Below are 26097 nucleotides of genomic sequence, written 5' to 3'. Positions count from 1 at the left end.
GAAAAAACCCCCTCACTTACTTACCCGTTGAGTGAGGGGGTTGAGCGGAAAAAATTTTACTTTTCCATAATTTTTTTAACTTGGTTAGGTTCTTTTACCTTTCTGTCGTGAATCGTTTGCTGTAGCATGCCATTGTTTCTGGGCAGCTGACGTTCACTTTTAGTGATAGGAACAAAAAGGTCGCAACTTATAAAGGACTGTCGACTTTTTGAGTGTAGCTACAGCGTATTAAATTACCAAATCTGCTGGTGAAATCAAGTACTTTTAGAAGTTTCCTTTATTTTAGATCGAAACGGGGAAACTGACAATCACATTAATTACATAAAAATAAGGTTCGCGCAGGCTGCCCGTTAATTGGCTGTAAGATGGTAATGAGGCTGACAGCCGTTCAATGCGTCTTGGGAAGCATGCTAGTCTATGCCTTATTAGAGCTTGTGCTGCACGAACTCAACGCACGGTTTTTACTATTATTCTCAATACAAACGTAATGTGCAATGCATAAATTCTGGATTCTGTTGTCCGCTGAAAAAGATTTGCATTTATTATTGACATATGCCCGAAACTGGTTATAATAGTATTTGTAAACGACATATGCCGGAAACTATAAGGAGGTGAACAATATGCCAGGAAGAAACGGAACCGGCCCTATGGGCGCCGGCGCCATGACTGGACGGAGCTTAGGGCCGTGCGCCGGTACGGGAAGCCTTGCCAAAGGCGCGGGGCTTGGCCTTGGACTCGGCATGGCCTGCAGACGCGGCTTTGGCAAGGCTTTCGCCAATTTCCTGCCGGAAATGAACTATCGGCGGAGGATCGCAAAGGATTGCTTCAGCTGCAGAAGAACGCGCTGAAAAACCGGCTTGCGGACATTGACCGTCAGCTGGAAAGTCTGTAAGGCGGGCGGAAACAACCGGGGGACGCTCCGGTTTGTTTCTGTCTAAAAGCGAGGTGAGAAAATGCCAAGACCAAGAAAATGGAGAAGAGTTTGCTGCCTGCCCGAAAATAATCGCTTTGGCCCGCTGGATGCACAGGCTGAGGACACGGTTACCATGACGGTGGATGAGTTTGAAGCCATCCGGCTGATCGACCTGGACGGATTTACGCAGGAGCAGTGCGCGGCGCAGATGGATATTTCCCGCACCACGGTGCAGGGCATTTACGACAGCGCCCGGAAGAAGCTGGCGCAGTCGCTGGTAAACGGCAAGGCGCTGCTGATTGAGGGCGGAGAATACCGCCTCTGCGACGGGCAGGGGCACGGCTGCGGCGGAAACGGATGCCGCAGGCACCGGTGTGGCAGGCGCTTTGAGAATACGGAAAATGAAACGGAGGAACCTTATGAAAATCACGATTCCCATGAATGAGCAAAATGCGGAATCCGGCGTATGCCCGTCCTTTGGACGCGCGCCGTATTTCTTGCTCTATGATACCAATACGAAGGAAATCAAATGGATTGCCAACAGCGCGGCGGAAAGCTCGGGCGGAGCAGGCATCGCCGCGGCGCAGCTTCTGGCGGACAGCGGCGCGGACGAACTGATTACGCCCCGCTGCGGAGAAAACGCGGAAAAGGTACTAAGCGGCGCGAAGATCAAGGCTTACCGCGCCATGGACGGAACGGCAAAGGAAAATCTCGAAGCTCTGGCCGCGGGAAAGCTTTCGCCGCTTTCCGAATTTCACGCGGGCTTTCACGGCCATGGCGGATAAGCCCCTGACCGTAGCGGTGCTCAGCGGCAAGGGCGGCACGGGGAAAACGCTGGTGTCGGTCAATCTCGCGGCGGCGGCCGGGGACGCGGTGTATCTGGACTGCGACGTGGAGGAACCCAACGGCCATCTGTTTTTCAAGCCCGAAGCAGCAGAAGAGGAAACCGTTGCAGTCAAAATTCCACAAATTGATACAGCCCTTTGCACCGGCTGCCGGAAATGCGTGGAGTTCTGCGCGTTTCACGCGCGGGCCTTTACCGGAAATCACCCCATGCTGTTTGATGAGGTCTGTCACTCCTGCGGCGGGTGCGCCCTGCTCTGCCCCGCCGGTGCTATCCGGGAAACGGACAAGGCCGTGGGAACGGTATTCTCCGGAGTATCTGATGGTGTAGATGTATATACGGGGCGGCTGAACATCGGGGAAGCCTCCGGCATTCCGGTGATTAAGCGACTGCTTAGCAAAATTCCAAACAGCGGGAACCGCCCCGTTTTCATCGACTGTCCCCCCGGCAGCGCCTGCGCCGTGATGGAGAGCATTCAGGATGCGGATTTCTGTGTTCTGGTGGCGGAGCCTACCATATTCGGCGCGCACAATCTGGCCATGGTTTATGAATTGGTTTCGCTGTTTCATAAGCCCTTCGGCGCGGTGCTCAACAAATGTCAGGCGGGTGAAAACCCTTCGGAGACGTTCTGTCTGGAGCACCGGATTCCCATTCTCGGGCGTATCCCGTTCGATGCCGAGCTGGGCGCTCTGAACGCGGAGGGCGGAATTGCCGCACGGGAAAACGAGCGGTACCGCGCGCTGTTTGGCTCCCTGCTGGAGCAAATCGGAAAGGAGGCGCGGCATGAAGCAGCTTCTGATTCTCAGCGGTAAGGGCGGCACGGGAAAAACCACCGTCGCCGGAGCCTTCCTCTTTCTATTCAAGGCAAATGCCTATGCCGACTGCGATGTGGACGCACCCAACCTGCATCTGATTTCCCATTGGAGCAGTCTGCCCCAGCGTACCGACTATTTCGGGATGCCGAAAGCCCAGATTGATTCAGACAAATGTATCGGTTGCGGGGCTTGCCTTTCCCATTGCCGGTTTGATGCAATCGAAGCCGGTACTCCGTTCCGAGTGAAACCCTTCGCCTGCGAGGGCTGCGGGGTCTGCGCGGCGGTCTGCCCGGCGGGGGCAGTATCCATGGAACCAACTGCTGCGGGGGAATTGGCGCTGTATCGGGACGATACCCGCGTTTTCTCCACGGCGAAGCTCGCGATGGGCAGCGGCACTTCCGGTAAACTGGTGACCGAGGTGAAAAAACGAATGACGTCAGCCGCCGGAGATGCGGAGTTGGCGGTAATTGACGGCTCCCCCGGCATCGGCTGCCCGGTTATCGCCTCCATCAGCGGAGTGGACATGGTGCTAATCGTGGCGGAACCGTCTGCTTCCGGCATCAGCGACATGGAGCGCATTGTGAAAACGGCGGAAACGTTCCGGACAAAGACGGCGGTCTGTGTCAACAAGGCCGACGTGAATCCCGCCAAAACGGAGGAAATACGCGCATTTTGCCGCGCAAAACAGATTCCTTTTGCCGGGGTAATCCCCTTTGACGCGGAGGCGGTGAAAGCCGTCAACAGCGGCAGAAGCATTGCGGAGCTGGACTGTCCGTCCGGCCGGGCGGTGCGGAACGTCTATGAAAAGGTGAAGGAACTGCTTTTAGGAGGTGAAACGAGATGATGCTCAAAGTCCTGTCGGAAAACACGGCGGCGTCCGAAGATTTTGGCTGCGAGCATGGCCTCAGCCTGTATGTGGAAACAGGTCAGCACCGTCTGCTGTTTGATACCGGGGCAAGCGGGCTGTTTGCGGAAAACGCCGACAAGCTGGGCGCCAGCCTTTCGGCGGTGGATATTGCCGTATTGTCCCATGGACACTATGACCACGGCGGGGGGCTGAAAACCTTTCTGGAAAAAAACGAACGGGCAAAGGTCTATGTGCAGGAGCGGGCCTTTGAACCGCATTATGCCGACCGCCCTGACGGGCACAAGGCCTATATCGGCCTTGCTCCGGAACTTTTGCCCAATGAACGCTTTGTGTTCTGCGGAGGGCGTCAGAAGATTGACGGGGAATTGGAGCTGTTTTCGGAAGTGCGGGAAATCACGCCCGTTCCCTCCGGCAATGCGGAGCTGTACCGAAAGGCAGGCGAAGCCTTTGTGCCGGATGATTTTGCCCATGAGCAGAATCTGGTCATTTGGCAGAACAAAAGGGCCGTTCTGATTGCCGGCTGTGCCCACCGGGGAATTCTCAACATTGTCCGGCAGTTTACGTCGGACTACGGGCATTTTCCCGACGTGGTAATCGGCGGATTCCATCTTCACAGCCGTGGTTCCGGGAAAAGCGAATCCCCGGAGGCGGTGGACACTCTGGCGCGGGAGCTTCTGCAAACCGGCGCGCGGTACTACACCTGCCACTGCACGGGGCAGGAAGCGTATCAGCGGTTAAAGGCCGTGATGGGAAACCGTATCGGCTATCTGTCGACCGGAAGCCGGCTGGCAATCAGTCTGTAAGAGGTGAAAGAATATGAGTAAAAGCTGTGACAACAACTGCGGAAGCTGCGGCATGGAGTGCGCGGACCGCAAAGAGGAAAAGCATGATTTCCGGGCGGCGCTCAATGCGCTGAGCCATGTGAAAAAAGTGATCGGCGTCGTCAGCGGAAAAGGCGGCGTCGGGAAATCCTCTGTCAGCGCAATGCTGGCAGTCACCATGCAGCGGCTTGGATACAAGGTCGGCATACTGGACGCGGATGTGACGGGGCCATCCATTCCCAAAGCCTTCGGCATCCGCGGAAAGGCTGAGGGAAGCGAATTGGGGCTGTACCCCAGGCAGAGCAAGACCGGCATTGCCATCATGTCCGTCAATCTGCTTTTGGAGAACGACACCGACCCGGTCATCTGGCGCGGCCCGATTCTCGGGAACACCGTAAAGCAGTTCTGGACTGACGTAATTTGGAGCGACCTGGACTTTCTGTTCATTGATATGCCCCCCGGAACCGGCGATGTGCCGCTGACGGTTTTCCAGTCCATCCCCGTGGACGGCATCATCATTGTGACTTCGCCCCAGGAGCTGGTTTCCATGATTGTCTCCAAAGCGGTGAAGATGGCGGAGATGATGAAGATCCCTGTGCTGGGGCTGGTCGAAAACATGTCGTATTTCCGGTGTCCGGATAACGGGAAGGACTACAAAATTTTCGGGGAGAGCCATATCGACGAGATTGCCGGAAAACATGGGTTGCAGGTGTTGGCAAAGCTCCCCATCGACCCCAAAATTTCGGCCGCTTGTGACGCCGGGATGATCGAACTGTTTAACGGAAACTGGTTCGATACTGTTGGCGAACTGCTGGCGGGGCAAATCAATCAATCAAATGAATCGGAGGGAAAAAGTATGTTTAGAATCGCGGTTGCCGCTGAAGGCAAAAAAGTAACGGAGCATTTCGGTCACTGTGTCAATTTCATGCTGTTTGACGTGGAGAACAATCAGATTACGAAAGAGGAATCCGTTGACAATCCCGGCCACAAACCTGGTTTTCTGCCCAACTTTCTCGCCGATAAGGGCGTAAAGGTCATTATCAGCGGCGGCATGGGTCAGGGTGCTGTGGATATTTTCAATGAGCGGGATGTGGAGGTCGTGACGGGTGCTTCCGGCGACGCACGGACAGCGGCGGAGAGTTACTTGAAAGGCGAACTGAAATCCACCGGCAGCGTCTGCCACGAGCATCAGCATCACGACGAGTGCGGCGAGTAAAAAGCAATAATCAATTTCTTGTAAAAAGAGAAGCAGCACCCCAAGGTACTGCTTCTCTTTTTGCCTGTACGTCAATCCACGCCGTTCACATTTTCGCTATCGGCAGAATTGCTGATCAGACCTTCCAATTTGTAAAGATCAGCACGTGCGAAGCTGCTCAATCTTTCCTTGTCTGCCACTTTCCCGGACGCGCGTTTTGTCAGCGCAATCAAGTCACCAAATACACAATTAACATACCCTCCATATCTGCAGAGAAATGCAAAAACTCCGGCCGTTTTGTACACGGTTTCGTTTGTTTTTTGGTATCATTATATTTCGACAGCAGTTTCACAAGAGCATTGACAAAAACAAAATTAAGCGGTACAGTATAAGAAATTAATATAAGAACAAATTACCCTTGAGGGAGTAGTTTGCACGAAAGTGTGATATGTCAACATACACGGTCGATCTGGCCTGACATATCTTAATGAACGAGACTCATGTACAACATTTGCTGCGTTTCCATTGATTGGTATCGCGGCGTGTTGTAGGTGGGTTTTTTTGTTGCTTACAATTTTCTCAAAGGAGTACTGACATTATGAAATACTATTTTCAGGAAAAGCAAGCGGTTATGAAAGCGCTTCAGTCTTCGGAGAGCGGACTTAGAGCGTCTGAGGTGGAAAAACGGCTTGGAACGTATGGTAAAAATAAGCTTGCGGAAGAAAAAAAGACAAGCCTGTTCGCCCGCTTCCTGAAACAACTTGCCGATCCAATGATCCTTGTCTTGCTGGCAGCCGCAATTCTTTCTGGTATCACATCTGCCTATGCAGGCGAATCTTTTGCAGATGTGTTTATTATCCTGTTCGTTGTCGTGCTGAACTCTGTACTTGGCGTTGTTGAGGAGAATAAGGCCGAAAAGGCTATCGACGCTCTGAAGACAATGACAGCAGCTACCTCAAAGGTGTTGCGGGATGGAAAAGTAATAGTTGTGAAGAGCGAGGAACTCGTTCCTGGTGATATTATCCGTCTCGAGGCAGGGGATTCAGTCCCTGCCGACGCGCGGATTATAGAGTGTGCATCCATGAAGGTGGAGGAATCCGCACTTACTGGCGAATCTGTTCCAGTGGAAAAAACGTCGGATTCGCTTGACGCAAATGGGCAGGAAATTCCATTGGGCGACCGCAGAAATATGGTTTACATGGGCAGTTCTGTTGTCTATGGACGCGGCGTCGCAGTTGTCTGCGGCACTGGCATGCAGACGGAAATGGGTAAAATCGCGGATGCACTGATTCAGTCAAAAGAGGAGGCAACACCGCTGCAATTAAAACTCGCGGGGCTGTCTAAGATATTGACTTGGGCCGTACTGGGAATCTGCGTGATTGTTTTTGTAATTGGGCTCATCAAAGCGGGGGCGTTTTCCACTCTCGTTGTCCTGAATACTTTTATGCTAGCTGTCAGTTTGGCGGTTGCGGCAATTCCGGAGGGTCTTGTGGCCGTAGTCACAATCGTTCTTTCGATCGGCGTGACCAAGATGTCGAAAAAGAATGCTGTTATCCGCCGCCTGACAGCAGTGGAGGCGCTTGGCTGTGCCCAAGTCATTTGCTCGGATAAAACCGGAACGCTTACACAAAACAAGATGACCGTAGTGGATTCCTACGGCGCTGACGCAGAGAAGCTCGGCACGGCGATGTGCCTTTGTTCGGACGCGGAGCTCGATGAAGAAACAGGCTCTGCGGTAGGTGAGCCAACAGAGTGTGCCTTGGTTAATTATGCGAACAAAATATTCCTCAATAAAAATAAGCTCAAAAAATTATGGCCGCGTGTGGGCGAAGCACCATTCGATTCCATGCGGAAAATGATGTCGACAGTCCATGCAGCGGAAACCGGTTATGTCCAGTATACCAAAGGGGCACCGGATGAAATTCTTCGCCGTTGCACCCGGATCTGTACCGAAAACGGAGTAGTGGCACTCACGGAGGATGAAAAAGATAAAATCCGGCGTCAAAATAAGGAGATGGCGGACAAGGCGTTGCGTGTCCTCGCCGCTGCTTATAGGGATTTCCCTGAAAAGCCGGGCAGCTTTGAGCCCAAAGAGCTTGAGAATGATATGGTTTTTCTTGGAATGTACGGCATGATTGATCCCGTTCGGCCCGAGGCCAAGGCGGCAGTTGAAAAATGCAGGGAAGCCGGAATCCGTGTCGTCATGATTACCGGAGACCACATTGATACTGCAATTGCCATTGCAAAGGACTTGGGAATTCTCAAAGACCGTTCCCAGGCAATCATGGGGCAGGAACTGGATTCTCTGTCAGATGAGGAACTGGATCGCGTCATTGGAAAATACAACGTTTATGCACGCGTACAGCCGGAGCATAAGGTGCGGATCGTAAATGCATGGAAACGCTGCGGGAAAGTCACAGCCATGACGGGGGACGGAGTCAATGACGCGCCAAGTATAAAGGCTGCGGACATCGGCGTCGGGATGGGTATCACCGGTACCGATGTGACAAAAAATGTTGCGGATATGATCCTTGCGGATGACAACTTTGCGACAATCGTTTCGGCCGTCGAGGAGGGGCGGAAAATCTATGCCAATATCCGCAAAGCGATTCAGTTCCTTTTTTCATCCAATTTAAGCGAGGTCCTTGGCGTTTTCCTGGCTACCTTGCTTGGCTTTACCTTGCTGAAGCCAGCTCACATTCTCTGGATCAATTTGATTACCGATAGTTTCCCCGCGCTGGCGCTCGGCATGGAACGCGGGGAGCCGGATGCCATGAAAAAGCGCCCGCGCAATGCGAAAGCAGGCCTCTTCTCCGGTGGCGTCGGGATTGATGTCCTTTATCAGGGCGTATTTGTCACTATTCTGATCTTAGCGGCGTACTTCATTGGTCACCGCATGGAAGCGGGTGCTTGGGAGATCACCAATAGCCCGGATGGCATGACAATGGCATTTCTCACCATGTCAATGGCTGAAATTTTTCAGTCCTTTAATATGCGTTCCCGCCGGGGTTCAATTTTTAAGCTGGAAGGCCAGAATATCTGGCTTTGGTGTGGCGCTGCGCTTGCGCTCATTCTGACGACAGTCGTTATTTATGTTCCGTTCTTGGTGAACGCCTTTGGATTTACCTCAATTTCATTTGTGGAGTATATGACTGCCATGGGTCTTGCTTTTCTCATCATTCCAATGGTTGAAGTAGTTAAACTCATTCAAAGGCATTTCGGAAAAACAACTTAAGATTAAAACAATTTTGCTTGTTGTATCCAAATCCCCGGTAAAAACGGACGCATTATGCGTTCGTTTTGCCTGTACGTCAATCCCTGACATTTATATTTTTGCTATCGGCAAAATTGCTGATCTGACTTTTCAATTTATAAAGATCAGTACGTGCGAAACTGCTCAATCTTTCCTTGTCTGCCACTTTCCCGGACGCGCGTTTTGTCGACGCGATCAAGTCACCAAAAACACAATTTGCATATCCCCCATATCCACCGGAGGAACGTAAAAACTCCAGGCGCTTTGTAAACGGTTCCGCCTGCTTTTTTGTGTCAGAGCTTAAGGCGCATTCCACAATGCGTGAAACTTCATCATAGGTATCCTGAGTAATTGCTGTTCTCATACTGTTTTAACACCTCCGCACTAACTGCAGGTTTCCACATCTTTCAAAATATCAATTGCCGACTCCAGATCCAGCTCGTTATGCAAAAAAGCGCTGCGAAGCAATTCTCCCGGAATCATGGCGTCGTATTTGTCCACCTGTGGGATTTGATCCTCCGGCAAAACCATGTCCGGGTCGTCCATGTCAATGGACAGTTCCGCCATTCTCCGGAAAAACTCAGCCCCTGAAAAGCCGCTTGTGATTTGCAAGTAATGGTCGCCCCCAAAAACGGAGTAAATCTGAAGCGGCTCCTTAAGTCCGCAGCTGAACAGGCACTTGATGGTTTTCATTGTCTTTGAGCCTACCCATGGGCAGAAATAGAAGGAGTTTTCCCCGCACGGGAGGATGCTGCTTTCCAGCATACCGGACTTTCTTGCCAGAGAGCGGGCGGCTTCCAGCACCTTTTGCGCCCTGGGTGTCAGGTACGGATAGCAGACGTCTTCTTCCAGAGCTTTTTTCATTCTCTGAACGATCTTGGTGTGGATATGCCCTCCGCTTCCGTTCCAGCTGGGAATCCGGCTGTTTCTCACCGGCGCGACATATACGATTTTCCGCTCCATATCGACATCAAGCGTTTTCCAGGTTCGTCCGGCCAAAACAAAAACTTCTCCCGCTGTCGGGCAGCTGTCCAGAGTGCCGATTTCTCCCTCCTTGCTTTGCACATGGTAAGCCTGTTCATCCTGAAAAACAGCGTAGAATGAATAATGGTTGGTAATCCGCTCGCCACGGATACCTACGATAATTGCCCCGTTTTCCACACGCTGCAGGTAATCCTCAGCGATCATATAGCGAAGAATCAGCCTGTATTCCTCTTGGGTGATCGTCTCACGGAAGGCGGGAAGAAGCAGGACGCTCCGGGCCAGTTCCGGCGGACTGAGCTCTCCGTAGGTCATCAAGGTGCTTAGCGTCTGATGCGCAAGAAGGCTGAACGGCTTCGGCTTCAGGGTGAACGGCTCCACCCAGCTTTCCTCGAGGTAAAGTTGAATGATGGCAATCGCCCGTAGAAGCGTCCATGGCAGCTGTTCAAAAACATTCCGCTCCGACGGCTCCAGCAGTTCCAGAAACATCATCTGCGATTTTCCGCTGCGCCGACCGGAACGTCCCAGACGCTGGACAAAGCTGGTGCAGGAGTAAGGCGCGCCGATTTGTATGGTGGAATCCAGATCTCCGATGTCGATACCCAGCTCCAGCGTCAGCGTGGCTGCGGCGACGGTCGGGCCTTCCCGGTCGCGCAGGGCGGCTTCCGCTTCCTGCCGCAGCGCGGCGGAAACGCTGCCGTGATGTACAAAAAAAACATCTTTTTCCTGCCTTTTGTGCGCGATCTCTTTCATGTCGGCGATGACCTTTTCGGCGTTGCTTCTGCTGTTCGTGAAGATCAGGCACTTTTTGTCATGGCAGTTATCGTAGAGAAAAGAATTGTATTCCGCCATGACCTTTTCCGCTTCTTCCGGGTCGTGAGGCAGGAGGAAGCTGTCGGCGCAGAGGGAAATCGTGCGTCCATGATGACGGATACCAACGGCCTGCGCATGGCGGTTCGTCCCAGCCGCCAGATACCGGAGCGCAGGTTCGTAGTCGTTCAGCGTGGCGGACAGGCCGATGCGTCTCGGGTGGCAGCCCGCGATTTTCTCCAGTCTGGCCAGCAGGCACAGCACCTGCAGTCCGCGATCCGTTCCCATAAAGGCATGAATCTCATCGATGACAACAAACCGCAGGTCCCCGAAAAGGCGGGCCGCCTCTGCCGGACGAAGCATGAGCAGGGCTTCCAGCGATTCCGGCGTAATCTGCAAGACGCCCTGTGCTTCTTTCAGCGCGCGCTGCTTCATAGACTGCGAAACATCCCCGTGCCACGGCCAGACTGGGATACCGCTGTCCTCCAGCAAACCACTCAGCCGCTCGAACTGATCATTGATCAGGGCTTTCAGCGGCCCGATATACAAAACGCCAACGGAGTTCGATGGGTGATGGTACAGAGTGGTCAGAATGGGGAAAAAAGCGGCTTCCGTCTTGCCCGATGCCGTGCCGGAAGCAATAATAACGTGATCGTCCGTGTCAAGAATCGCGGAGCAGGCCTCCGCCTGTACCTCGCGCAGGTCCGTCCAGCGTTTCCGGTAGATGTATTCCTGAATAAACGGCGCGTAGCGCTCGAATGCGGTCCCGCTCATATATTAAATTCCGCGAAGAGCTCATCCTCTTTGTCCGGCACTTCTTCCGGGTTCTGTTCGGCGCTCTGGACGGAAAAGCCCTTCTCATTCACCAAAGTATCGAAGCTCAGCTCCGGATTCTGATGGAGGATATTCAAAAGGCCGAGAAAGTCCCTTGTCACCTCGCGGGGCGTTAGAAGCTGATCCGCTCCCATGCGGGAAACGACCGCGTTCAGAAACGTGGTAAGCTCCCGCTGCCCCAGCGGGCAGGTATAATTGTAATGGCAGCTGTGAAGCTCGCAAAGGCGTTCCAGCAGAAGATAGATTTCCTCGGGGGTCAGCTGATTGAGCTTGATCACTGGTCCGGAATAATCGGTATAGCCGTTTGCGCTGAACTGGTTGTCCGCCAGGCGGGAGCGCAGGGCTTCGTAATTAAACAGGCCTCTGCGTTCGTCATAGACAAACTGCGGCGTGCCGCTCATAAAGACTCCGATATACCGGGCTTTGCCCTGCATGGTGTCGTTGAAGATCGTCAGGATTTTTTCATAGTTGCTGTCTCTTGCCTGCTTATTGGTAATCTTATAGAGGTTGACGCCCTCGTCCAGAAAGACAAGCAGTCCCTGATAGCCCGCCCTTACCGCAAACAGAGCGAACAGCTTCAGAAAATCATACCAGCTCTGGTCATCGATGATGCAGTCCACTGAGAGGTTCTGCCGCGCTTCCGTTTTTGTTGTGTACTCGCCTCTCAGCCAACGGAGCGCCGACTGCTTCTGTTCCTCCTGCCCGGTTTTCATCCCGCGCCAGTAGGCTTCGATCACTGTGGAAAAAGCAAAGCCATAGGCCATTTCGGAAAGCTCCGCCATGACCGCCGCAATTTTTCCGCTGACGGCGTCAACCATTCCCGGATCGCCGGGATGCAAGCCGCTTTCCTGAATGACGGCGGCTTGCAGGGAGCTGATCCATTTCTGCAGGATTGCCTCCAGCGCCCCGCCCTCCGGTCGGGTCAGAATCGAAAGATGCTGCATCAGCTCCCGGTAGGTTGCGAGGCCCTGTCCCTTCGTGCCGGTCAGCCTGCGTTCCGGGGAAAGATCCGCGTCCGCGACGACGAAATTCCGTTCCATGGCGTTATTGCGGATCATCTGCAGCAGGAAGCTTTTGCCGCTGCCGTACTGGCCGGTCACAAGGCGGAACGACGCGCCGCCGTCTTCAATGGTGGATAAATCCTGTAAAAAAGCGCCTACCTCTTTCTGCCGTCCGACAGCGATGTGCCGAAGCCCGACGCGCGGCACGACGCCGGCAATCAGAGAATTGAGAAGCGCGCCGGATTCCCGGCGGCTGATCTTCACGGTTTGCATGATAACGTTCCCCCTAAGCAATCGATTTTTTCAAAGCCGGCGCGTATTCGTCCAGAACTTGCGGCGCTTCCTCGGCTGTATCAATCAGAATATCCCCCAGGTATTGCATGGCCGCCGCGTTGATGTCGTCCAGAAGAATCTGCGGCATGGTCAGAGCTTCCTCCGCAATTTTTTCCAATTCCGGCTGCGAATCGGCAGACGCGGTCACGGCAAGCAGAGCCTTTTCCTGCTCCGGCGAGAGCGCTTCCATAAAGTCACGGAATTCTTCCGGCAGGAGAGATGCGTCAAAGCGCTTTGTTCGGGCTTCCTCCGCCGGTATCGCGGGCGGATTTTCATAAATATAGGCAAGCTCGTCCCGGTAATCGTCCTCCGCGATGATATCGTGATTTTCCACGGCCAGAAGCGCACGCCCCAGATATCGTTCTGCCTGCCGGTTGATCTCCTGAATCAGAGCTTCGTCCCCCGGATGGGAAGGAGCCTCCCACGCGCTTTGCTGCAAACGGTCTAGAAGACCGCGTGACTCAGGCGACAGCGCCAGATAAATCGAGGTAACCTCTTTCACATCGGTCAGCAAAGCCTTTTCTGCTTTGGATTCCGGTTCTTCCACCGAAAGTGCTTCCCGCACGGCATCCGATTCTTCCCGCAGCGTGTTGATGCTTTCAAAATTAAGAACCACCTTCGTGGGCTTTTCCTCTGATGAATCGGTTTTCTGCCGATTGCCGTACTCTTTTGTCAGGAAACTGTCGATCAGTTTTGAGATTTCCGGGTCCAGCGTAATCCCGCGAAGACGGCCCCGGCATCCGCACAGGCTTCTCAGCGAGTTTTCGCCATAGCGAACCAGCTCATTGATGTAAGCGCGCAGTTTTGGGTTAGCGGAATAACCCTTGACCGTAAAGGTCATTTTTTGATTTGCCTGAGGACATACAGCGCTTGCAAACGCATAGTACTCCTGCTTTTTTACTCGGGTCGGACCATAGGTATCCAAGATGCCCTTTCCCGTCTTCTTTTGAAGCGCGGCGTCGGCAAGAGCCACAACCCGAGGGATAGCCTCCCGCATCACTTCCTGATTGCCGTCTTTATAGAACTTGCTGCTGACAAGGGAATAGTCGCACAGCGCGTCGATGAGAGAAAAAGAGAGCTTCAATGGAACCTCGGACGCATGTTGGGCAATCATCAGATCTGTTTTGGCCGAGGGCGAGGCGTGAGGGTTCTCCTGCCCTGAAAGCAAAATATCTTTGAGTTCGTACTGTTGGGCAAAGTCAAAGGTCCAATCTGCCAAATAACGGTCCAACGCGGGAAATCTCTCCCGGTAGGCGTTCCATACCCGAGTGAGCTTTTCATAGCCTTCCCGCGGGGTTTCCCATCCGGTTCCGCTGAGCAACTCGTAGATCAGTACGAAAATGTACGACAGATCCGTGTCGATGTAATTTCCCTGGCGAACCTGGGAGCGCCAGTAGAAGTACCATGCCTGCTGGCTTTTGTTCATACTGTCGTAAGTCGGCCAATAAGACATGAAGGGAACCAAGGGAACCGCTTTCCCATCCTTCTGGGCAAACCTTTTCATATCCGCAAAGAATTTTTCATGCGGATCATGGATCGGAACCCGAACCGTGGGAGCGGAATACTGCGGCCTTGCGGGAACGGCCTGTTTTTTCTCCGGCTCCCCTGGCAGCACCATGTCGGAAAAGCCGGTGGGCGTCGGTGATGGGAAATGGGTATTGGCCTTTTCCTGCGGCTTGACGGGAAGAGTCTCAGCCAAATTCATTCGTTTTTTAATGCTCCGGTAAGCAAAAATATAATGAACGATCCCGACAATCCAGAGGAACGGCGCTGTAGATGGGATCGCGAAGGTTACAACCGCATAAACAATTCCGCAGATAATATGCAGTGCATTTGTGTTCACGATTCCGATATAAAGCACGGAAAGCCAGTTGATCCACGGAACAAAGGAGAGTACCCTGCAGAACTTTCCGGGCAACTTAGGAGCCGTGCTTTTCATTCTCGGATGCCTCCTTTTCTGCGAATGCCGGCTTGACCTCCATGATATCGGACACATCGCAACTTAACGCGTTGCAGATTTTCACGAGAATATCCGTATTGACATTTTCGCTTTTGCCCAGCTTGGCAAGTGAGGAAGGACTGATACCGGCCGAGGCACACAGGTCTTTCTTTTTTATATCACGGTCGATAAGCAGTTTCCACAGCTTTTTATAGCTAACAGACATAGGCATCCTCCTAAATTTGGATATTCGTATTATACAACGTTTATGTCGAATTCTCAAATATATTTGGGAGAAATCAAAGAAAAATCCGAGATGATGTCACAAGTCCGCATTCATATGAGCCTATGAAATTGAGGAACTGGCCCTCCTCGCTTATTTCCACGTTGAGCGAGGGGGGCCAGCAGAAAATTTTTTATTTTTCCATGAGTTTTCTTAATTTCGCCAGGATTTTTACCTTCCGGTCATGAATGGTCCGCTGCGGAACGCCGGTTTCTCTGGACATCTGATGCTCACTTTTATCATTGAAAAACAAGGCAGTGATCAACTTCTGTTCCTCCGGGCTGAGGTGCTTGAGACAGGTCAGCATTTTTTCGATCATCACGGTCTTGATTGCGACATCATCCACACTCTCTCCAGCAGCTGCAAACTGTTTGTTTTCCTCCAGAAGCCGCTCGTAGGAGTCCTCCCGGCTGGGGAGATATGTAACAGTTCCGCTGGCGGAATCAATCCGGCACCGTTCGACTTTGATGTCATACTGCAGGTATTCCATCTGGCGGTCGCTTTTCTCTAAAACCTCAATGATTTTTTCACTTACACCGGGATATTTTGCTTGGTAATCCGTTTTCTTCTGATACTTTGCCATAAGGCTCGTCCTCCATTTCGTGATTGTTGAAATCCGGAAACGAAGAACAAGCGGCGGAGATCTGCAGCGCAAATGTTTTTTCAGCGTTCTGATCAAGAACCCACAGAGTGCAAAAAAGATACTATCCGGTCGAACGGATAAGAAAAAAGTCGAACAAAAAAAGGCAGCAGTTTGCACGTTACAAACTGCTGCCTTTTTTACATATCCATATAGTTGATGTGCTATACGGAAGAGACCTTTATTTCAACCTCCGTACCTTATGAGTGCATCTTTGCATATGTGAAGCTCCCCTCATAGCCGCTAGCAAAAGGCGGCAAGAGACCACAGTATCAAAGAAGGGCACTTAAAGTCGTAAAAAAACAAAACCTGTCCATGGAAAGGCAGGTTTTATATTTGCGACAAACGGCAGCCAGGCTGTCATAGCGCTTTAACCAGCACCTTAGATCCTGTGGCTTTGCGTCCCTGACTTTAGTCAGGTTTGCTATTGGCGTATTTTATTTTCATCATGCTGTATGTAAAAATTTTGTGGCGTACGATATTTAACCCTACTCTATAAAAAGTCCACTTTCCTGACGTCCCATTGCTCTTGAGCGACCAAGTCCTTTGGCTTCATAGGGTAATATTTACATTGGAATGTCCTAGCAATTCGCTGATGGTTTTCACATCGATGCCCAATTCCACACACCGGGTAGCGAACGTATGCCGGAGCGCATGAAAGTTTATATCATCGATGCCCGCCTCACGAAGAAACTTTTTGAAACGGTACTGGCAAAGCCGGGGCTCTACATACCCGCAGTTTCCCGACAGAATATAGGGAAGTGGAGCCAGGTGGTTAGCGCGGTATCTTCAGAAAGCCTGCGATCCGTCATTGCCGCAGTCAGCACGGTATTGCCGTTGTATAGGTAGTCGGGAAAGTGCTGTCCATCGTAGAGTTGTTCCAACTGCATGCCGTTGTCATAGACGACGCCGTAAGGCGTGACCTTACCATCCTTGTTGAGCAGAAGGGACAGGGCCAGCTTTCGGGCGTCAACGGATTGCAGTTCTTCTGCCGTCGCACCACCATGGATGTCCAGATAATGCGCGCGGCCAATGGAGGCGAGGTCGGAAAAATCTTGTATCACCGTTGCGCTCTGACAACAAAAGGTCAGATTGATGAGTTCGGTCATGTCAAAATAGCCGCGGCTGACAGCCACACCCTGAAACTGTGCGAGCTCGCGCCGGTCAAAGCTGTCCAGCCGCTTGACGAGATAGTCCAGCTCGTCGACGTTCACTGCAGTCTTTTCAAGACGCTTGAGGATCGGAATGTCACCGCCGACCGAAGCAGCATAGCAGTCACGCTCCGTAGCGTTGCCGATACCGATGGACTCCAAATCTGCGTATACATTTTCCGTGATGGGGAAGCCGACTGTCACGGCAGGTGAGCCGGGCCGGTTTGAATTTGATAGGGTTGCGTAGACCATGGAGCATTCCGCCTTTCTTTTCTGAATTTTTATATTGGGGTATAAAAAAAGAGCCATGCTCTCCAATCGGAAAACATGGCCCTGTCCAAATTTATTTATGTTTGCGCTCACTTTATAAAAAACGAAGGCATCAGGAATCTTCCTTACGCCTTCGTTTTTATAAATCAAAGATCACTGATTTTTGTCCTGAGAGAGAAGCTGCTTTACAAGTTCTTCCGGAGTTGTGCCAGCTTCTTTTACGGCATCCAGAAGGCGGCGGATATCTTCCTGCTCTTTTACCTGCAGCAGTTCTTTCTTTTTCGTCTGGAGTTCCTGAATCTTGGATTCAACATCCGCAATCTGTTCTTCAATGGGCTTTTTACGTGATCCGCGCGGCATTTTAATCACCCTTCTCTATAATGTATAGGTTCAGTATAAGCTCGTTTCACAATCAAATCAAGGGTTTACACTGTTGTGCCTGAAGGGAATAAGGGTGATATGCAAAAAAGAGGCGCAGTCATATGAAACCGCGTCTCTTTTTATACTTTGCTCTTTATCAAGTGTCCGGTCAAATAGGTAAAACGAAAGCCGCAAGGTTTTGGCCTTGTGGCTTATTGTTTTTGGTGGAGATAAGCGGGATCGAACCGCTGACCTCTTGAATGCCATTCAAGCGCTCTCCCAGCTGAGCTATACCCCCAGATATTGGAAACCCGTTGATTTCACTTGGTTTCCTGGCTATTTAGTTTTTCAGTGTTGCTGATTTTTCTTGGGGTGCATACCGGATAGCTTGCGCTCCCAGCTGAGCTAATGCCCCGTAGGCTGTTTTGAAACAGCTTTGTAATAATATCATATTTTTGAGGATATTTCAAGCCCTTTTGTAAAAAAAATAACTTTTTATCAGAGAATGTTAATTATTGGAAATCACAAGCCGTATTCGAAAAATCACATTGTTATTCTACAGAACGTATACTGTAAAAAAGTGTGGAAGGAGGAATTTGTTTTGGAAATGACTGTGGTTCAAAAGCTGCAAACGTATATTAACGCAGAGTTGAGTGATTCGGCATTATATAAGGAATTGGCCAAGATCGCGCCAAGTGAAACAGACCGCCAGCTCCTGATGGAATTCTCGGAAGATGAGCAATCCCATGCAGATGAATTTAAAAGGATTTACCGGGCCATGACAGGCAGGAGCTATATTCCCATTGTTCCGCCTGTTGTATTAAAAGAGCCTTATTATGATATTTTAAGGGACAGGGTATTGGATGAAAGCGTGGATTTTCGAAAATATGGAGAACAGTATTTACTGACCACCCAGAATGATACATTGAAAAACGCCTATTACCGAGCCAGAACCGATGAAAATGTACACGCATTACGATTATTATATTTGATCAGTATGCAGCATTAAACATGGAAACGGTTCAAAAGGCTTGAGCCGTTTTTTCTTTCTTTCAACAGGATACTTTTTATGCATATTATAGGAAAAGGAGATGAATAAAATGCCGACAAGCTCCTTTCCTGCGCATTGGTGGGATTTTTTAAGGCCAAGACGCAGAAGACACAGACCTCCCCATCCACCATGGCCTCACCATCCATCGGGACCTCACCATCCGCCGGGACCTCCTCATCCGCCGGGACCTCCTCACCCACCGGGACCTCCCCATCCACCCATTCATCCAAGACCACCTCGGGAATATTAAACAAAGCGGAGCGGAAACGGAACCGCCCCGCTGTTTTTTATCTGCAAAAGGGTATGAAAATTCATACGCTGGGTAATCTATTCAAGAGGTGATTTTATGTCTTATATTGATCCAAAACTTCGCAGCCGGTTTGAATCTTTATCAATTGACTTAAAAAATGAAATTCTAAAGCGCAACGTCAGGCTATATACCATTCAGGATTTAATTAAATGTCTGGAAGACATTGTTGCAGAGGCTTAGCCCTCTGCTTTTTTATTGGCCGACTCCCCTTTTGGAATTGCAGTTTATCACATGACATAAGCCGCATATTATAGTACCAGTACAATACGATAAAGGGGACAAAGTGTATGAACGATAACTGTGAATTCATAAATCTTTTTCGAAAATTATGGCAAGAGCATGTTCTGTGGACAAGATCATTGATTATCAGTACTGCGGCGGATTTAGGGGACCTGCAATATGTTACGAAAAGACTTCTGCGGAATCCTGCGGACCTTTACACCGTTTTAAAACCTTTTTACGGCGAGGAAAAAGCAAGAAGGTTTGAAAGGCTTCTCTCTGACCATCTTATTACAGCCAGCAAACTGGTTAACGCCGCCAAGGCCGGTGATACGGAAGCAGCAGACGAAGAAAGAAAGAAATGGTATGCAAACGCAGATGAGATCGCTAAATTCCTGGCAAGTATCAATCCGTATTGGTCTGAAAACGAATGGAAACTTATGCTCCATGAACATTTGAAGTTAACAGAAGATGAAGCGACATACCGCCTGCGCGGCCAGTATGCCAAAGATATAGCGTTGTATGACATTATCGAAGATCAGGCTTCGATGATGGCGGATTATATGGCAAAAGGGATTAAAAAGCAATTCGGCTAATATCGATCGCAAATAAAACCAATTTAACAAAAGTTACAGGGAGCAGATCGAAATTCTGCTCCTTCCTTTTTATAAAGTATTTTTCTGAAACGAATCCAACTTGATTATGCGAATAACGTATTGTATACTTTGTAATATAAAGACAGAAAAACATTTTGCGTATAAGGAAATTTTCAGCTATAGCAAAATAATTTTACAAAAGGAATCGTAATATGAATATCATACAGCCACAAACAGCAAAAGAGCTCCATCCGGTTGATGACTTTTCTTCCTTTGCCCAAGGCCGCCTGTTGGAAGAACGGCCGGTTTCGGAAATAAAATGCGCGAAAGAGCAAATCGAAAGCATGGATTTTTTTAAAATGGAAGTGAAAAATTGTATCTTCGAAAATTGCGTCTTTCATCATTGCAATTTTGAAAATGCAAGTTTTACGGATGTTCTCTTTCAAAACTGCGATCTGTCAAACAGTAAATTTACGGGCGCTTATTTTGAACGATGCCGGTTCGGTTCCTGTAAATGCATCGGCGTAGATATGAATGAGACGATTATAAAACAAGGAACTTTTGAAAAATCAAATTTTCAGTTTTCGTATTTTAATAAAGCGAAATTAACGGACGTCTTATTCGATCACATCGATTTTACAGAATCGTCGATGGCAGAAACCAAGCTGAAAAAATTTGCGGCAAGGGAATCCAAATTTGTGAAGAATAACTTTTTCAAAACCATGTTGGCTACCGTAGACTTTACCAACAATGAATTTACCGCGCCGATCGTGTCGGCCCCGCCCGTTGAGCTAAAGGGCGCTATTATCAATATGTTTCAGGCAGCGGATTTAATCGGCCTGTTAGGCGTAATCGTTAAACACGAATGACAGGCAAATTTTAAAGCGCCACGCCTTTCGGCGTGACGCTTCATTTTAGGGAATTTACTTCATGCCCTGCTCGTAGCTCTTAATCATATTTTTGACCATCTGGCCACCGACAGAACCAGCCTCTTTAGAGGTCAAGTCGCCGTTGTAACCTTGCTTTAAGTTAACGCCAACTTCAGAAGCGGCTTCCATCTTAAACTTATCAAGGGCTGCTCTTGCTTCAGGGACAACACTTCTATTACTTCTAGAAGGCATAATCAAAACACTCCTTAAATTTCAAATTTGTTTGTCTTGCGTTTGCATTTCTATTTTGCGTATCTTAAAAGCATTTATGAGTGTAAATTTATTGAAAATTAAATGACATATTCCAGTGACGAATCTTCCCCTGAAAGTAGCAATGCGGCGCATACGGCCAGAATCCGGGTCGGGCTTAGCTGTGACAGCAGCTTTACCGTAAAATCATGGGGCTCCAGAATCTTTCCTTCAACCGTCCGTACGCTTCTCTGAAGGCTCAGCGTGGCGCTTGCTTCATCAAGTCCCGCAATACTCAGCGTGTCTTTTGAACTCGTTCCGCAGGTGATTGCCGCGGCTCCAGTACCGTTCAGGATTTCCGCGGCATGGGAATTTTTCATTTCGAGAATACATAAAAAACCATTCGGTATATTCATTTTTTCTGAGGAAATAAAACTGTTTTTAAACAGAATAATGCCTTTTTCAAAATTGATCTGCGGAAGGTTTTCACAGTCATATACAAGATACTTTATGGTCCCGCTTCCATATTGTTCAAGGCTTTTTCCGTTAAAGTACTGAACGCCGCCGTATCTTTCCAATGTGGGAAGCAGCGTGCATGATACGGTCGTGTCGACCGGCTTGCCGCACAAAATAATATTTATCATTGTTTACGCTCGCTTTCCGTAAGTTCTATAAACATTATTTACTGTTGCGCGGAAAGTATGTAACAATAAAATTTGTTAATTTTTATTTAAAAACAGATTCAGATAATTTACCAGCCGCCCGGCCATTTCAGAATCCAGCTGAATATTGAGCGGGCACAGATCCATCCCGCGCTCCTGCCCCGCTTTGTATACCCACATGGAAAAATATTCATCATTGTAGTGGACATCCATAACGGTCTTATTATTCACCCGAATATCCCGGTCGCATTTCCGTATATCCATAATCCTGGCCATTTTCTCACTTTTTTTCCTTGATACCATTATAATTTACAATTCGTTTTTTTACAATGCGGCGATTTCCGCCCGATACCCGATTTCGAAGACCACCTAGGATCAATTTATTTTCCGCTCAATTCATTCAGGGTTCCGAAGGTATACCCCAGAGCTTCCCACTTGGACAGTAATTCATCCAATATTTCCGAATTTGTTTTGGAAGTACTGTGAAGCAGTACGATGGCGCCCGGATGGATTCGGGTAAGGAGTTTATCGAACGCCTGCTCCTTTGTAGGCTGCTTATCCCTGTACCAGTCCACGTAGGCAAGGCTCCAGAAGATTGTTTTATAACCAAGCTCGTTGGCTTGTTTCAGGTTGTTGACGCTGTATTTTCCTTGGGGCGGGCGATAATATTTCTGCAAATCCTTCCCCGTGATCTCTTTAAATTTCGTTTCAACCCCGGAAATTTCCTTCTTGAACGATTCCATATCCGAAATTTTTGACATATCCGGATGCGTGTTGGTATGATTCCCTACAATATGGCCTTCCGCAAGCATCCGTTTCACTAAATCCGGGCTTGTATTCAGATAATTTCCCACCACAAAAAAGGTTGCTTTTACATTGTGCTTTTTCAGCGCGTCCAGAATTGCCGGCGTATATCCGGCTTCGTACCCGGCGTCAAATGTCAGATAAATAACTTTCTTATCCGCCGCTCCCACATAGTATGCGTTATATTGCTTTAAAAAATCGGGGGAAGCATTGCCCGTAGGCTGTTTCCCTTTCTCTCCAAAGCCAAGTCCCCAGTTCGTATTGGCGGCTAAAGTTTCTACAGCGGCTGTCGGCTGCTGACGGCTGAATTTCAGGATGGCTGCCAAAAGGAGAACGAAACACCCCAATACGATCGCTATTTGTTTTTTCTGAATGGTAATATACATCGCATCGAACACCTGCCTTTGTTGTAAAATATAGTATCGGCCTGCATAGAAGATCAGCCTGTTTTTGAACGTTGACCGTTTAGAAAAAGAAAATCATCCTTTCAGAATGGAAGCTGAGAGGACAATTTTTATGATTCGATTCCTGTATTCTTTTAAGCCTTTTTTTCAATTTGACGCATTTCCGTCCGGTACCTGCATTCCGGAGCTGTCGATTGTGTAATGGTCCTTATAAATGAGCTGCGACACCGGAACAATCTGATACCCCTGACTTTGCAGCGCTTCAATCACAGACGGTAAAGCCGTCGGCGTATTTTTCGCGCCGTTATGGAATAGAACAATGGAACCGGGCTTCACCTGCGACATAACGCGCTTTACAATGGCATCCGGCGCCGGATTCTTCCAGTCTAGGCTGTCGACATCCCACTGTATACAATACATATTCACCGACTTCACCGTCTCCATCAAGGCGTTGTCATAGTCCCCGTACGGAGGGCGGAAAAGGATAGGGCTCTTTCCGGCTGCTTTCTTTAATTTTTCATTACAGTTGGTTATTTGGGCCGCCATATCACCGCGGGAAAGCTTTGGCATATGCGGATGGGTATCGGAATGATTGCAGACCTCGTGCCCGGCGTCGGTAAGCGCCTTTACGGATTCCGGGTATTTATCCACCCACGCGCCGACCACGAAAAACGTTGTTTTTACATGATATTTATTTAGAATATCAATTAATGTCTGTGTCTGCTCATTTCCCCATGCAGCGTCAAAAGAGATAGCGACTTTCTTCTCGTTCGTTTTCACACAATAAATCGGAATGAGACGCTTACTGGACGACGCCGTCAGCGCCGCTATGCCCTGAAAAGCAAGAAAAACCGCCAGAACGCCGCAAAGCAGACAGCAAAGAACCGTCAGCATCCTTTTTCGCGTTAGAATCAGAATTCTCATAATACAGCCTCCTTAGTTTATGTATATGCGCCGTTTAGAAGGAACAATCCGGGAAAACTCCGGTATTTTCGAATGGACAAAAGGATGCTATACTATGAAGAGACAAACAAAAATGGAGGAATCAAATTGCCAAAGCTTTATTTTAAATACGGCGCTATGGGCAGTAGCAAAACCGCTCAGGCATTGATGGTAAAATTCAATTATGAAGAAAAAGGATACCGTGTCGGGCTGATGAAGCCTTCCATCGATAACCGGGACGGCCTGACAATTGTAAAATCGAGGATCGGGTTAAAGGACAACGGAATTCTCATTGATAAGTCCATGAATCTCTACGACTGGTATTTGAAAAACCGGTACGATGTTTTGATTATAGACGAAGCACAGTTTTTATCCGGCATACAGATCGATCAGCTGAAAGATATCGCGATGGAATTTGTACCTGTTCTATGCTTTGGATTGAAGACCGATTTTCAGACGCACATGTTTGAAGGAAGCAAACGGCTGTTTGAAATCGCGGATTCTTTAACGGAAATCAAATCGGTCTGCACCTGCGGAAGGAAGGCGGAAGTGAACGCCAGAATATGCAATGGAAAAATCGTCCGGGAGGGTGAGCAGGTGCTGTTGGGAGGAAATGAAAGCTATATCGGTTTATGCTACAAATGCTGGAAAAACAACCGAACCGGTGTAATTCGAAATTCAGAACAGAAATAAACAAACCCGCAGGCAAAACTGTCTGCGGGTTTTCTGTACAAAAATAGCAAGACTTAATTGGCGAGCGCATCCGTTTCCTCAGCATGGCCGGAATACGTCGGCACCAGCTCATGGACAATACCCATCATCTTTACGTTATCGACGCCGGCAACCGCTCTGAGCTGTTCTACCTGGCTGATAAAGGTGTCTTCATTAAAAGGAATCGGGGTTCCGATGTAAATCAGTTCATGGCTCGTCTTCTGGCATCCGCCTTCGCTGTCCAGAAGCAGTTCCTCGTATAGCTTTTCGCCGGGACGAAGGCCGGTGTACACGATCTTAATGTCAACGTCCGGCTGCAAACCGGAAAGACGGATTAAATTGCGCGCCAAATCAACGATTTTGACAGGCTGGCCCATATCCAAAACAAAGATTTCTCCGCCGCGCGCCATTCCGCCCGCCTGAATAACCAACCGGGCCGCCTCCGGAATGGTCATAAAATAGCGGATGATATCCGGATGGGTTACGGTAACCGGGCCGCCGTTCGCAATCTGCTTTTTAAAGAGAGGAATCACGCTGCCGTTGCTGCCCAGCACATTACCGAAGCGAACCGCCACATAATCCGTTTTGCTGTGCCGGCTGTAATACTGAATAATCAATTCGCATATGCGTTTGGTCGCACCCATGATATTGGTCGGGTTAACCGCCTTATCCGTAGAAATCAGCACCATGCGCTTTACGCCGAACTTGTCGCATGTCTGCGCGACATTAAGCGTACCGAAAACATTGTTTTTCACCGCTTCGCCCGGGCTCATTTCCATCAGCGGAACATGCTTGTGCGCCGCCGCATGGAAAACGACATCCGGCTTGCAAACGGAAAAGACATGCTCGATTCTTCCCTTGTCACGGACAGAACCGATCAGAACTTCCAGATTCAAATGCTTGAAACGCATCAGGAGTTCATTTTGCAAATCGTACGCGTTATTTTCATAAATATCAAAAATAATCAGTTTTTTCGGATTGAAGTAGGCGATCTGGCGGCAAAGCTCGCTGCCGATCGATCCGCCGCCGCCCGTTACCAGAACGGTCTTGTTTTTCAGGTAACCGCTGATTTCATCCGTATTTAAATGAATTTCGTCCCTGCCCAAAAGGTCGATAATATCCACATCGCGGATTTTGAGCGGGTCGGCGCTGTCTTCAATGATTTCATACAGCGCTGGGATGGTTTTCAGCTGGCAGCCCGTTTTAGAGCATATGTTCAGGATATCCTGCTTGTCCTTCTTTTTCGCGGAAGCAATCGCCAGCAGGATTTGGTCGATGTTATACCGGGCCGCCATTTTCGGAATGCTTTCCCGGCCGCCCACAACTTTTACGCCGTGAATCCGGGTTCCTCTTTTTCTCCGGTCGTCATCAATTGCGATAACAGGAATCCCCTTGCTTTCCGGCGCGGTCTTCATATCTTTGATAACCATGGAACCCATTTCCCCCGCGCCGATAACCATAACGCGGTGGAATTCTTCGCTGTCCTGCTTATTGATCTGGCTTTTTCGCTTCATCCGGCGAATCAGTCGAAAACTGAATCGGGACGCGCCAACCAGGAAGATGGCGATTACCCATGCCATAATATAAACGCCCCATGGGAAACGCCGTACATGCAAAATCTGCCACGATATTTGCTGCGAAAAGGCAAAGCCTGTAATCGTAACAATCAGCGCCGCAAAGGTTGTCCCATAAAAGATCAGCAAAAGCTCATCCAGGCTTGCAAACTGCCACATCGTTGAATAAAAACGGAACAGGAAGAAGCTGGCAATATAAATAACCGTAATCCACGGCATCCAGGCCCGAAAAGATTCGAGGTCATAGTCACGCGGAAAAATCTGACCGTCGTAACGTAAAATAAACGCAATCCAATAGCTAAAGAATACGCAGAGGATATCTATTATAATTTGTATAAAAGATTTTCCGAATGTCGCTTTTTGATTCTTCATGTGAATACTCCTACCATAACAAT

The 26097-nt window shown here is 49.4% G+C and carries 28 protein-coding genes, 1 tRNA gene and 1 riboswitch; of the genes, 12 read left to right on the top strand and 17 right to left on the bottom strand.

The genetic code is table 11. The features are described 5' to 3' along the window. Positions 1-620 precede the first annotated feature (620 nt). The 8 genes from OUY18_RS02455 to OUY18_RS02420 all read left to right on the top strand — a co-directional run bounded on the left by OUY18_RS02455 (position 621) and on the right by OUY18_RS02420 (position 8691). Positions 621-848 carry a DUF5320 domain-containing protein gene (locus OUY18_RS02455; protein WP_268057115.1) on the top strand — a complete coding sequence of 76 codons (228 nt, stop codon included), beginning with the start codon at positions 621-623 and terminating at the stop codon, positions 846-848. Between the two features lie 105 nt (positions 849-953). Next, positions 954-1358, top strand: coding sequence for a DUF134 domain-containing protein (locus OUY18_RS02450; protein ID WP_187035048.1), 405 nt, complete (start codon positions 954-956; stop codon positions 1356-1358). Continuing rightward, complete coding sequence (locus OUY18_RS02445) at positions 1333-1698, top strand: NifB/NifX family molybdenum-iron cluster-binding protein (RefSeq protein ID WP_187035046.1); 366 nt, start codon at positions 1333-1335, stop codon at positions 1696-1698. Before OUY18_RS02450 ends, OUY18_RS02445 begins: the two co-directional genes overlap by 26 nt. After that, on the top strand, positions 1688-2569 hold the full coding sequence (locus OUY18_RS02440; RefSeq protein WP_268057114.1) for an ATP-binding protein: 882 nt from the start codon (positions 1688-1690) through the stop codon (positions 2567-2569). The genes OUY18_RS02445 and OUY18_RS02440 overlap by 11 nt, the downstream gene beginning before the upstream one ends. Beyond that, the gene (locus tag OUY18_RS02435) at positions 2541-3416 is read left to right on the top strand and encodes an ATP-binding protein (protein ID WP_187035041.1); all 876 of its coding nucleotides are present in this window, start codon (positions 2541-2543) and stop codon (positions 3414-3416) included. The genes OUY18_RS02440 and OUY18_RS02435 overlap by 29 nt, the downstream gene beginning before the upstream one ends. Beyond that, positions 3413-4243: an MBL fold metallo-hydrolase gene (locus OUY18_RS02430; protein ID WP_187035038.1), complete on the top strand. Its 831-nt coding sequence runs from the start codon at positions 3413-3415 to the stop codon at positions 4241-4243. Before OUY18_RS02435 ends, OUY18_RS02430 begins: the two co-directional genes overlap by 4 nt. Before the next feature lie 13 nt (positions 4244-4256). Next, on the top strand, positions 4257-5477 hold the full coding sequence (locus tag OUY18_RS02425; protein ID WP_187035036.1) for an iron-sulfur cluster carrier protein MrpORP: 1221 nt from the start codon (positions 4257-4259) through the stop codon (positions 5475-5477). Between the two features lie 577 nt (positions 5478-6054). Continuing rightward, entirely contained in the window at positions 6055-8691 is a 2637-nt protein-coding gene (locus OUY18_RS02420) for a calcium-translocating P-type ATPase, PMCA-type (RefSeq protein WP_187035034.1), read from the top strand. A gap of 76 nt (positions 8692-8767) precedes the next feature. On the opposite strand, the gene OUY18_RS02415 is transcribed toward OUY18_RS02420, so the two are convergent. From OUY18_RS02415 to OUY18_RS02370, 10 genes are all read right to left on the bottom strand, one after another. Further along, the gene (locus OUY18_RS02415; RefSeq protein ID WP_187035032.1) at positions 8768-9073 is read right to left on the bottom strand and encodes a hypothetical protein; all 306 of its coding nucleotides are present in this window, start codon (positions 9071-9073) and stop codon (positions 8768-8770) included. Between the two features lie 20 nt (positions 9074-9093). Continuing rightward, positions 9094-11274 carry a DEAD/DEAH box helicase gene (locus tag OUY18_RS02410; protein WP_268057113.1) on the bottom strand — a complete coding sequence of 727 codons (2181 nt, stop codon included), beginning with the start codon at positions 11272-11274 and terminating at the stop codon, positions 9094-9096. Beyond that, the gene (locus OUY18_RS02405; RefSeq protein WP_268057112.1) at positions 11271-12608 is read right to left on the bottom strand and encodes an ATP-binding protein; all 1338 of its coding nucleotides are present in this window, start codon (positions 12606-12608) and stop codon (positions 11271-11273) included. Before OUY18_RS02405 ends, OUY18_RS02410 begins: the two co-directional genes overlap by 4 nt. A gap of 13 nt (positions 12609-12621) precedes the next feature. Then, positions 12622-14607 (bottom strand): TerB N-terminal domain-containing protein, encoded by a 1986-nt coding sequence (locus OUY18_RS02400; protein ID WP_268057111.1) that lies wholly within the window; start codon positions 14605-14607, stop codon positions 12622-12624. Then, positions 14588-14833: a helix-turn-helix domain-containing protein gene (locus OUY18_RS02395; RefSeq protein WP_268057110.1), complete on the bottom strand. Its 246-nt coding sequence runs from the start codon at positions 14831-14833 to the stop codon at positions 14588-14590. The genes OUY18_RS02400 and OUY18_RS02395 overlap by 20 nt, the downstream gene beginning before the upstream one ends. Positions 14834-15023: 190 nt before the next feature. Continuing rightward, positions 15024-15473 (bottom strand): sigma factor-like helix-turn-helix DNA-binding protein, encoded by a 450-nt coding sequence (locus OUY18_RS02390; RefSeq protein WP_268057109.1) that lies wholly within the window; start codon positions 15471-15473, stop codon positions 15024-15026. Positions 15474-15874: 401 nt separating this feature from the next. Then, positions 15875-15966: riboswitch (cyclic di-GMP riboswitch) on the bottom strand. A 116-nt stretch (positions 15967-16082) separates the two neighbouring features. Continuing rightward, on the bottom strand, positions 16083-16280 hold the full coding sequence (locus OUY18_RS02385) for a tyrosine-type recombinase/integrase (protein ID WP_268057263.1): 198 nt from the start codon (positions 16278-16280) through the stop codon (positions 16083-16085). Next, a complete protein-coding gene (locus OUY18_RS02380) occupies positions 16256-16933 on the bottom strand; it encodes a hypothetical protein (protein WP_268057108.1) in 678 nt (225 codons plus the stop codon). The genes OUY18_RS02385 and OUY18_RS02380 overlap by 25 nt, the downstream gene beginning before the upstream one ends. 171 nt (positions 16934-17104) lie before the next feature. Beyond that, positions 17105-17311 (bottom strand): hypothetical protein, encoded by a 207-nt coding sequence (locus OUY18_RS02375; RefSeq protein WP_268057107.1) that lies wholly within the window; start codon positions 17309-17311, stop codon positions 17105-17107. 222 nt (positions 17312-17533) lie between these two features. Next, positions 17534-17609 (bottom strand) — tRNA-Ala (locus OUY18_RS02370). 309 nt (positions 17610-17918) lie between these two features. On the opposite strand from OUY18_RS02370, the gene OUY18_RS02365 reads away from it, so the two are divergent. Then, positions 17919-18320: a ferritin-like domain-containing protein gene (locus OUY18_RS02365; protein ID WP_268057262.1), complete on the top strand. Its 402-nt coding sequence runs from the start codon at positions 17919-17921 to the stop codon at positions 18318-18320. Here OUY18_RS02365 and OUY18_RS02360 read toward each other — a convergent pair. Then, positions 18317-18592 (bottom strand): hypothetical protein, encoded by a 276-nt coding sequence (locus OUY18_RS02360; RefSeq protein ID WP_268057106.1) that lies wholly within the window; start codon positions 18590-18592, stop codon positions 18317-18319. The two genes, OUY18_RS02365 and OUY18_RS02360, sit on opposite strands and share 4 nt — an antisense overlap. A 367-nt stretch (positions 18593-18959) precedes the next feature. Here OUY18_RS02360 and OUY18_RS02355 point away from each other — a divergent pair, with 367 nt between their 5' ends. Together OUY18_RS02355 and OUY18_RS02350 are read left to right on the top strand one after the other, a co-directional pair. Continuing rightward, the gene (locus OUY18_RS02355) at positions 18960-19487 is read left to right on the top strand and encodes an acetylglutamate kinase (RefSeq protein ID WP_268057105.1); all 528 of its coding nucleotides are present in this window, start codon (positions 18960-18962) and stop codon (positions 19485-19487) included. Between the two features lie 212 nt (positions 19488-19699). Then, positions 19700-20356, top strand: coding sequence for a pentapeptide repeat-containing protein (locus OUY18_RS02350; protein ID WP_268057104.1), 657 nt, complete (start codon positions 19700-19702; stop codon positions 20354-20356). A 54-nt stretch (positions 20357-20410) separates the two neighbouring features. On the opposite strand, the gene OUY18_RS02345 is transcribed toward OUY18_RS02350, so the two are convergent. From OUY18_RS02345 to OUY18_RS02325, 5 genes are all read right to left on the bottom strand, one after another. After that, positions 20411-20608: an alpha/beta-type small acid-soluble spore protein gene (locus OUY18_RS02345; RefSeq protein ID WP_268057103.1), complete on the bottom strand. Its 198-nt coding sequence runs from the start codon at positions 20606-20608 to the stop codon at positions 20411-20413. Positions 20609-20706: 98 nt separating this feature from the next. Continuing rightward, a complete protein-coding gene (locus tag OUY18_RS02340; RefSeq protein ID WP_268057102.1) occupies positions 20707-21249 on the bottom strand; it encodes a hypothetical protein in 543 nt (180 codons plus the stop codon). 75 nt (positions 21250-21324) lie between these two features. Continuing rightward, on the bottom strand, positions 21325-21543 hold the full coding sequence (locus OUY18_RS02335) for a hypothetical protein (protein WP_268057101.1): 219 nt from the start codon (positions 21541-21543) through the stop codon (positions 21325-21327). Positions 21544-21647: 104 nt separating this feature from the next. Further along, positions 21648-22457 (bottom strand): delta-lactam-biosynthetic de-N-acetylase, encoded by an 810-nt coding sequence (gene pdaA, locus OUY18_RS02330; protein ID WP_268057100.1) that lies wholly within the window; start codon positions 22455-22457, stop codon positions 21648-21650. A 165-nt stretch (positions 22458-22622) separates the two neighbouring features. Beyond that, a complete protein-coding gene (locus OUY18_RS02325) occupies positions 22623-23399 on the bottom strand; it encodes a polysaccharide deacetylase family protein (RefSeq protein ID WP_268057099.1) in 777 nt (258 codons plus the stop codon). A gap of 126 nt (positions 23400-23525) precedes the next feature. On the opposite strand from OUY18_RS02325, the gene OUY18_RS02320 reads away from it, so the two are divergent. Continuing rightward, on the top strand, positions 23526-24110 hold the full coding sequence (locus OUY18_RS02320) for a thymidine kinase (protein WP_268057098.1): 585 nt from the start codon (positions 23526-23528) through the stop codon (positions 24108-24110). A gap of 53 nt (positions 24111-24163) precedes the next feature. On the opposite strand, the gene OUY18_RS02315 is transcribed toward OUY18_RS02320, so the two are convergent. Then, positions 24164-26074 carry a nucleoside-diphosphate sugar epimerase/dehydratase gene (locus tag OUY18_RS02315; protein ID WP_268057097.1) on the bottom strand — a complete coding sequence of 637 codons (1911 nt, stop codon included), beginning with the start codon at positions 26072-26074 and terminating at the stop codon, positions 24164-24166. Between the last annotated feature and the right edge of the window lie 23 nt (positions 26075-26097).

The sequence above is a fragment of the Caproiciproducens galactitolivorans genome (assembly GCF_026672255.1).
GTDB lineage: Bacteria > Bacillota > Clostridia > Oscillospirales > Acutalibacteraceae > Caproiciproducens > Caproiciproducens galactitolivorans_A.
This window is presented reverse-complemented; position numbering and strand designations above follow the sequence as displayed.

Bases quoted from the DNA above. Each gene is read 5' to 3' on its own strand.
- OUY18_RS02425 (WP_187035036.1), top strand. From the start codon at position 4,257: ATGAGTAAAAGCTGTGACAACAACTGCGGAAGCTGCGGCATGGAGTGC.
- OUY18_RS02430 (WP_187035038.1), top strand. From the start codon at position 3,413: ATGATGCTCAAAGTCCTGTCGGAAAACACGGCGGCGTCCGAAGATTTT.
- OUY18_RS02380 (WP_268057108.1), bottom strand. From the start codon at position 16,933: ATGGTCTACGCAACCCTATCAAATTCAAACCGGCCCGGCTCACCTGCC.
- OUY18_RS02340 (WP_268057102.1), bottom strand. From the start codon at position 21,249: ATGATAAATATTATTTTGTGCGGCAAGCCGGTCGACACGACCGTATCA.
- OUY18_RS02440 (WP_268057114.1), top strand. From the start codon at position 1,688: ATGGCGGATAAGCCCCTGACCGTAGCGGTGCTCAGCGGCAAGGGCGGC.
- OUY18_RS02450 (WP_187035048.1), top strand. From the start codon at position 954: ATGCCAAGACCAAGAAAATGGAGAAGAGTTTGCTGCCTGCCCGAAAAT.
- OUY18_RS02435 (WP_187035041.1), top strand. From the start codon at position 2,541: ATGAAGCAGCTTCTGATTCTCAGCGGTAAGGGCGGCACGGGAAAAACC.
- OUY18_RS02355 (WP_268057105.1), top strand. From the start codon at position 18,960: ATGAACGATAACTGTGAATTCATAAATCTTTTTCGAAAATTATGGCAA.
- OUY18_RS02405 (WP_268057112.1), bottom strand. From the start codon at position 12,608: ATGCAAACCGTGAAGATCAGCCGCCGGGAATCCGGCGCGCTTCTCAAT.
- OUY18_RS02445 (WP_187035046.1), top strand. From the start codon at position 1,333: ATGAAAATCACGATTCCCATGAATGAGCAAAATGCGGAATCCGGCGTA.
- pdaA (WP_268057100.1), bottom strand. From the start codon at position 22,457: ATGTATATTACCATTCAGAAAAAACAAATAGCGATCGTATTGGGGTGT.
- OUY18_RS02325 (WP_268057099.1), bottom strand. From the start codon at position 23,399: ATGAGAATTCTGATTCTAACGCGAAAAAGGATGCTGACGGTTCTTTGC.
- OUY18_RS02400 (WP_268057111.1), bottom strand. From the start codon at position 14,607: ATGAAAAGCACGGCTCCTAAGTTGCCCGGAAAGTTCTGCAGGGTACTC.
- OUY18_RS02315 (WP_268057097.1), bottom strand. From the start codon at position 26,074: ATGAAGAATCAAAAAGCGACATTCGGAAAATCTTTTATACAAATTATA.
- OUY18_RS02410 (WP_268057113.1), bottom strand. From the start codon at position 11,274: ATGAGCGGGACCGCATTCGAGCGCTACGCGCCGTTTATTCAGGAATAC.
- OUY18_RS02390 (WP_268057109.1), bottom strand. From the start codon at position 15,473: ATGGCAAAGTATCAGAAGAAAACGGATTACCAAGCAAAATATCCCGGT.
- OUY18_RS02335 (WP_268057101.1), bottom strand. From the start codon at position 21,543: ATGGCCAGGATTATGGATATACGGAAATGCGACCGGGATATTCGGGTG.
- OUY18_RS02365 (WP_268057262.1), top strand. From the start codon at position 17,919: ATGACTGTGGTTCAAAAGCTGCAAACGTATATTAACGCAGAGTTGAGT.
- OUY18_RS02420 (WP_187035034.1), top strand. From the start codon at position 6,055: ATGAAATACTATTTTCAGGAAAAGCAAGCGGTTATGAAAGCGCTTCAG.
- OUY18_RS02395 (WP_268057110.1), bottom strand. From the start codon at position 14,833: ATGTCTGTTAGCTATAAAAAGCTGTGGAAACTGCTTATCGACCGTGAT.
- OUY18_RS02415 (WP_187035032.1), bottom strand. From the start codon at position 9,073: ATGAGAACAGCAATTACTCAGGATACCTATGATGAAGTTTCACGCATT.
- OUY18_RS02455 (WP_268057115.1), top strand. From the start codon at position 621: ATGCCAGGAAGAAACGGAACCGGCCCTATGGGCGCCGGCGCCATGACT.
- OUY18_RS02345 (WP_268057103.1), bottom strand. From the start codon at position 20,608: ATGCCTTCTAGAAGTAATAGAAGTGTTGTCCCTGAAGCAAGAGCAGCC.
- OUY18_RS02375 (WP_268057107.1), bottom strand. From the start codon at position 17,311: ATGCCGCGCGGATCACGTAAAAAGCCCATTGAAGAACAGATTGCGGAT.
- OUY18_RS02350 (WP_268057104.1), top strand. From the start codon at position 19,700: ATGAATATCATACAGCCACAAACAGCAAAAGAGCTCCATCCGGTTGAT.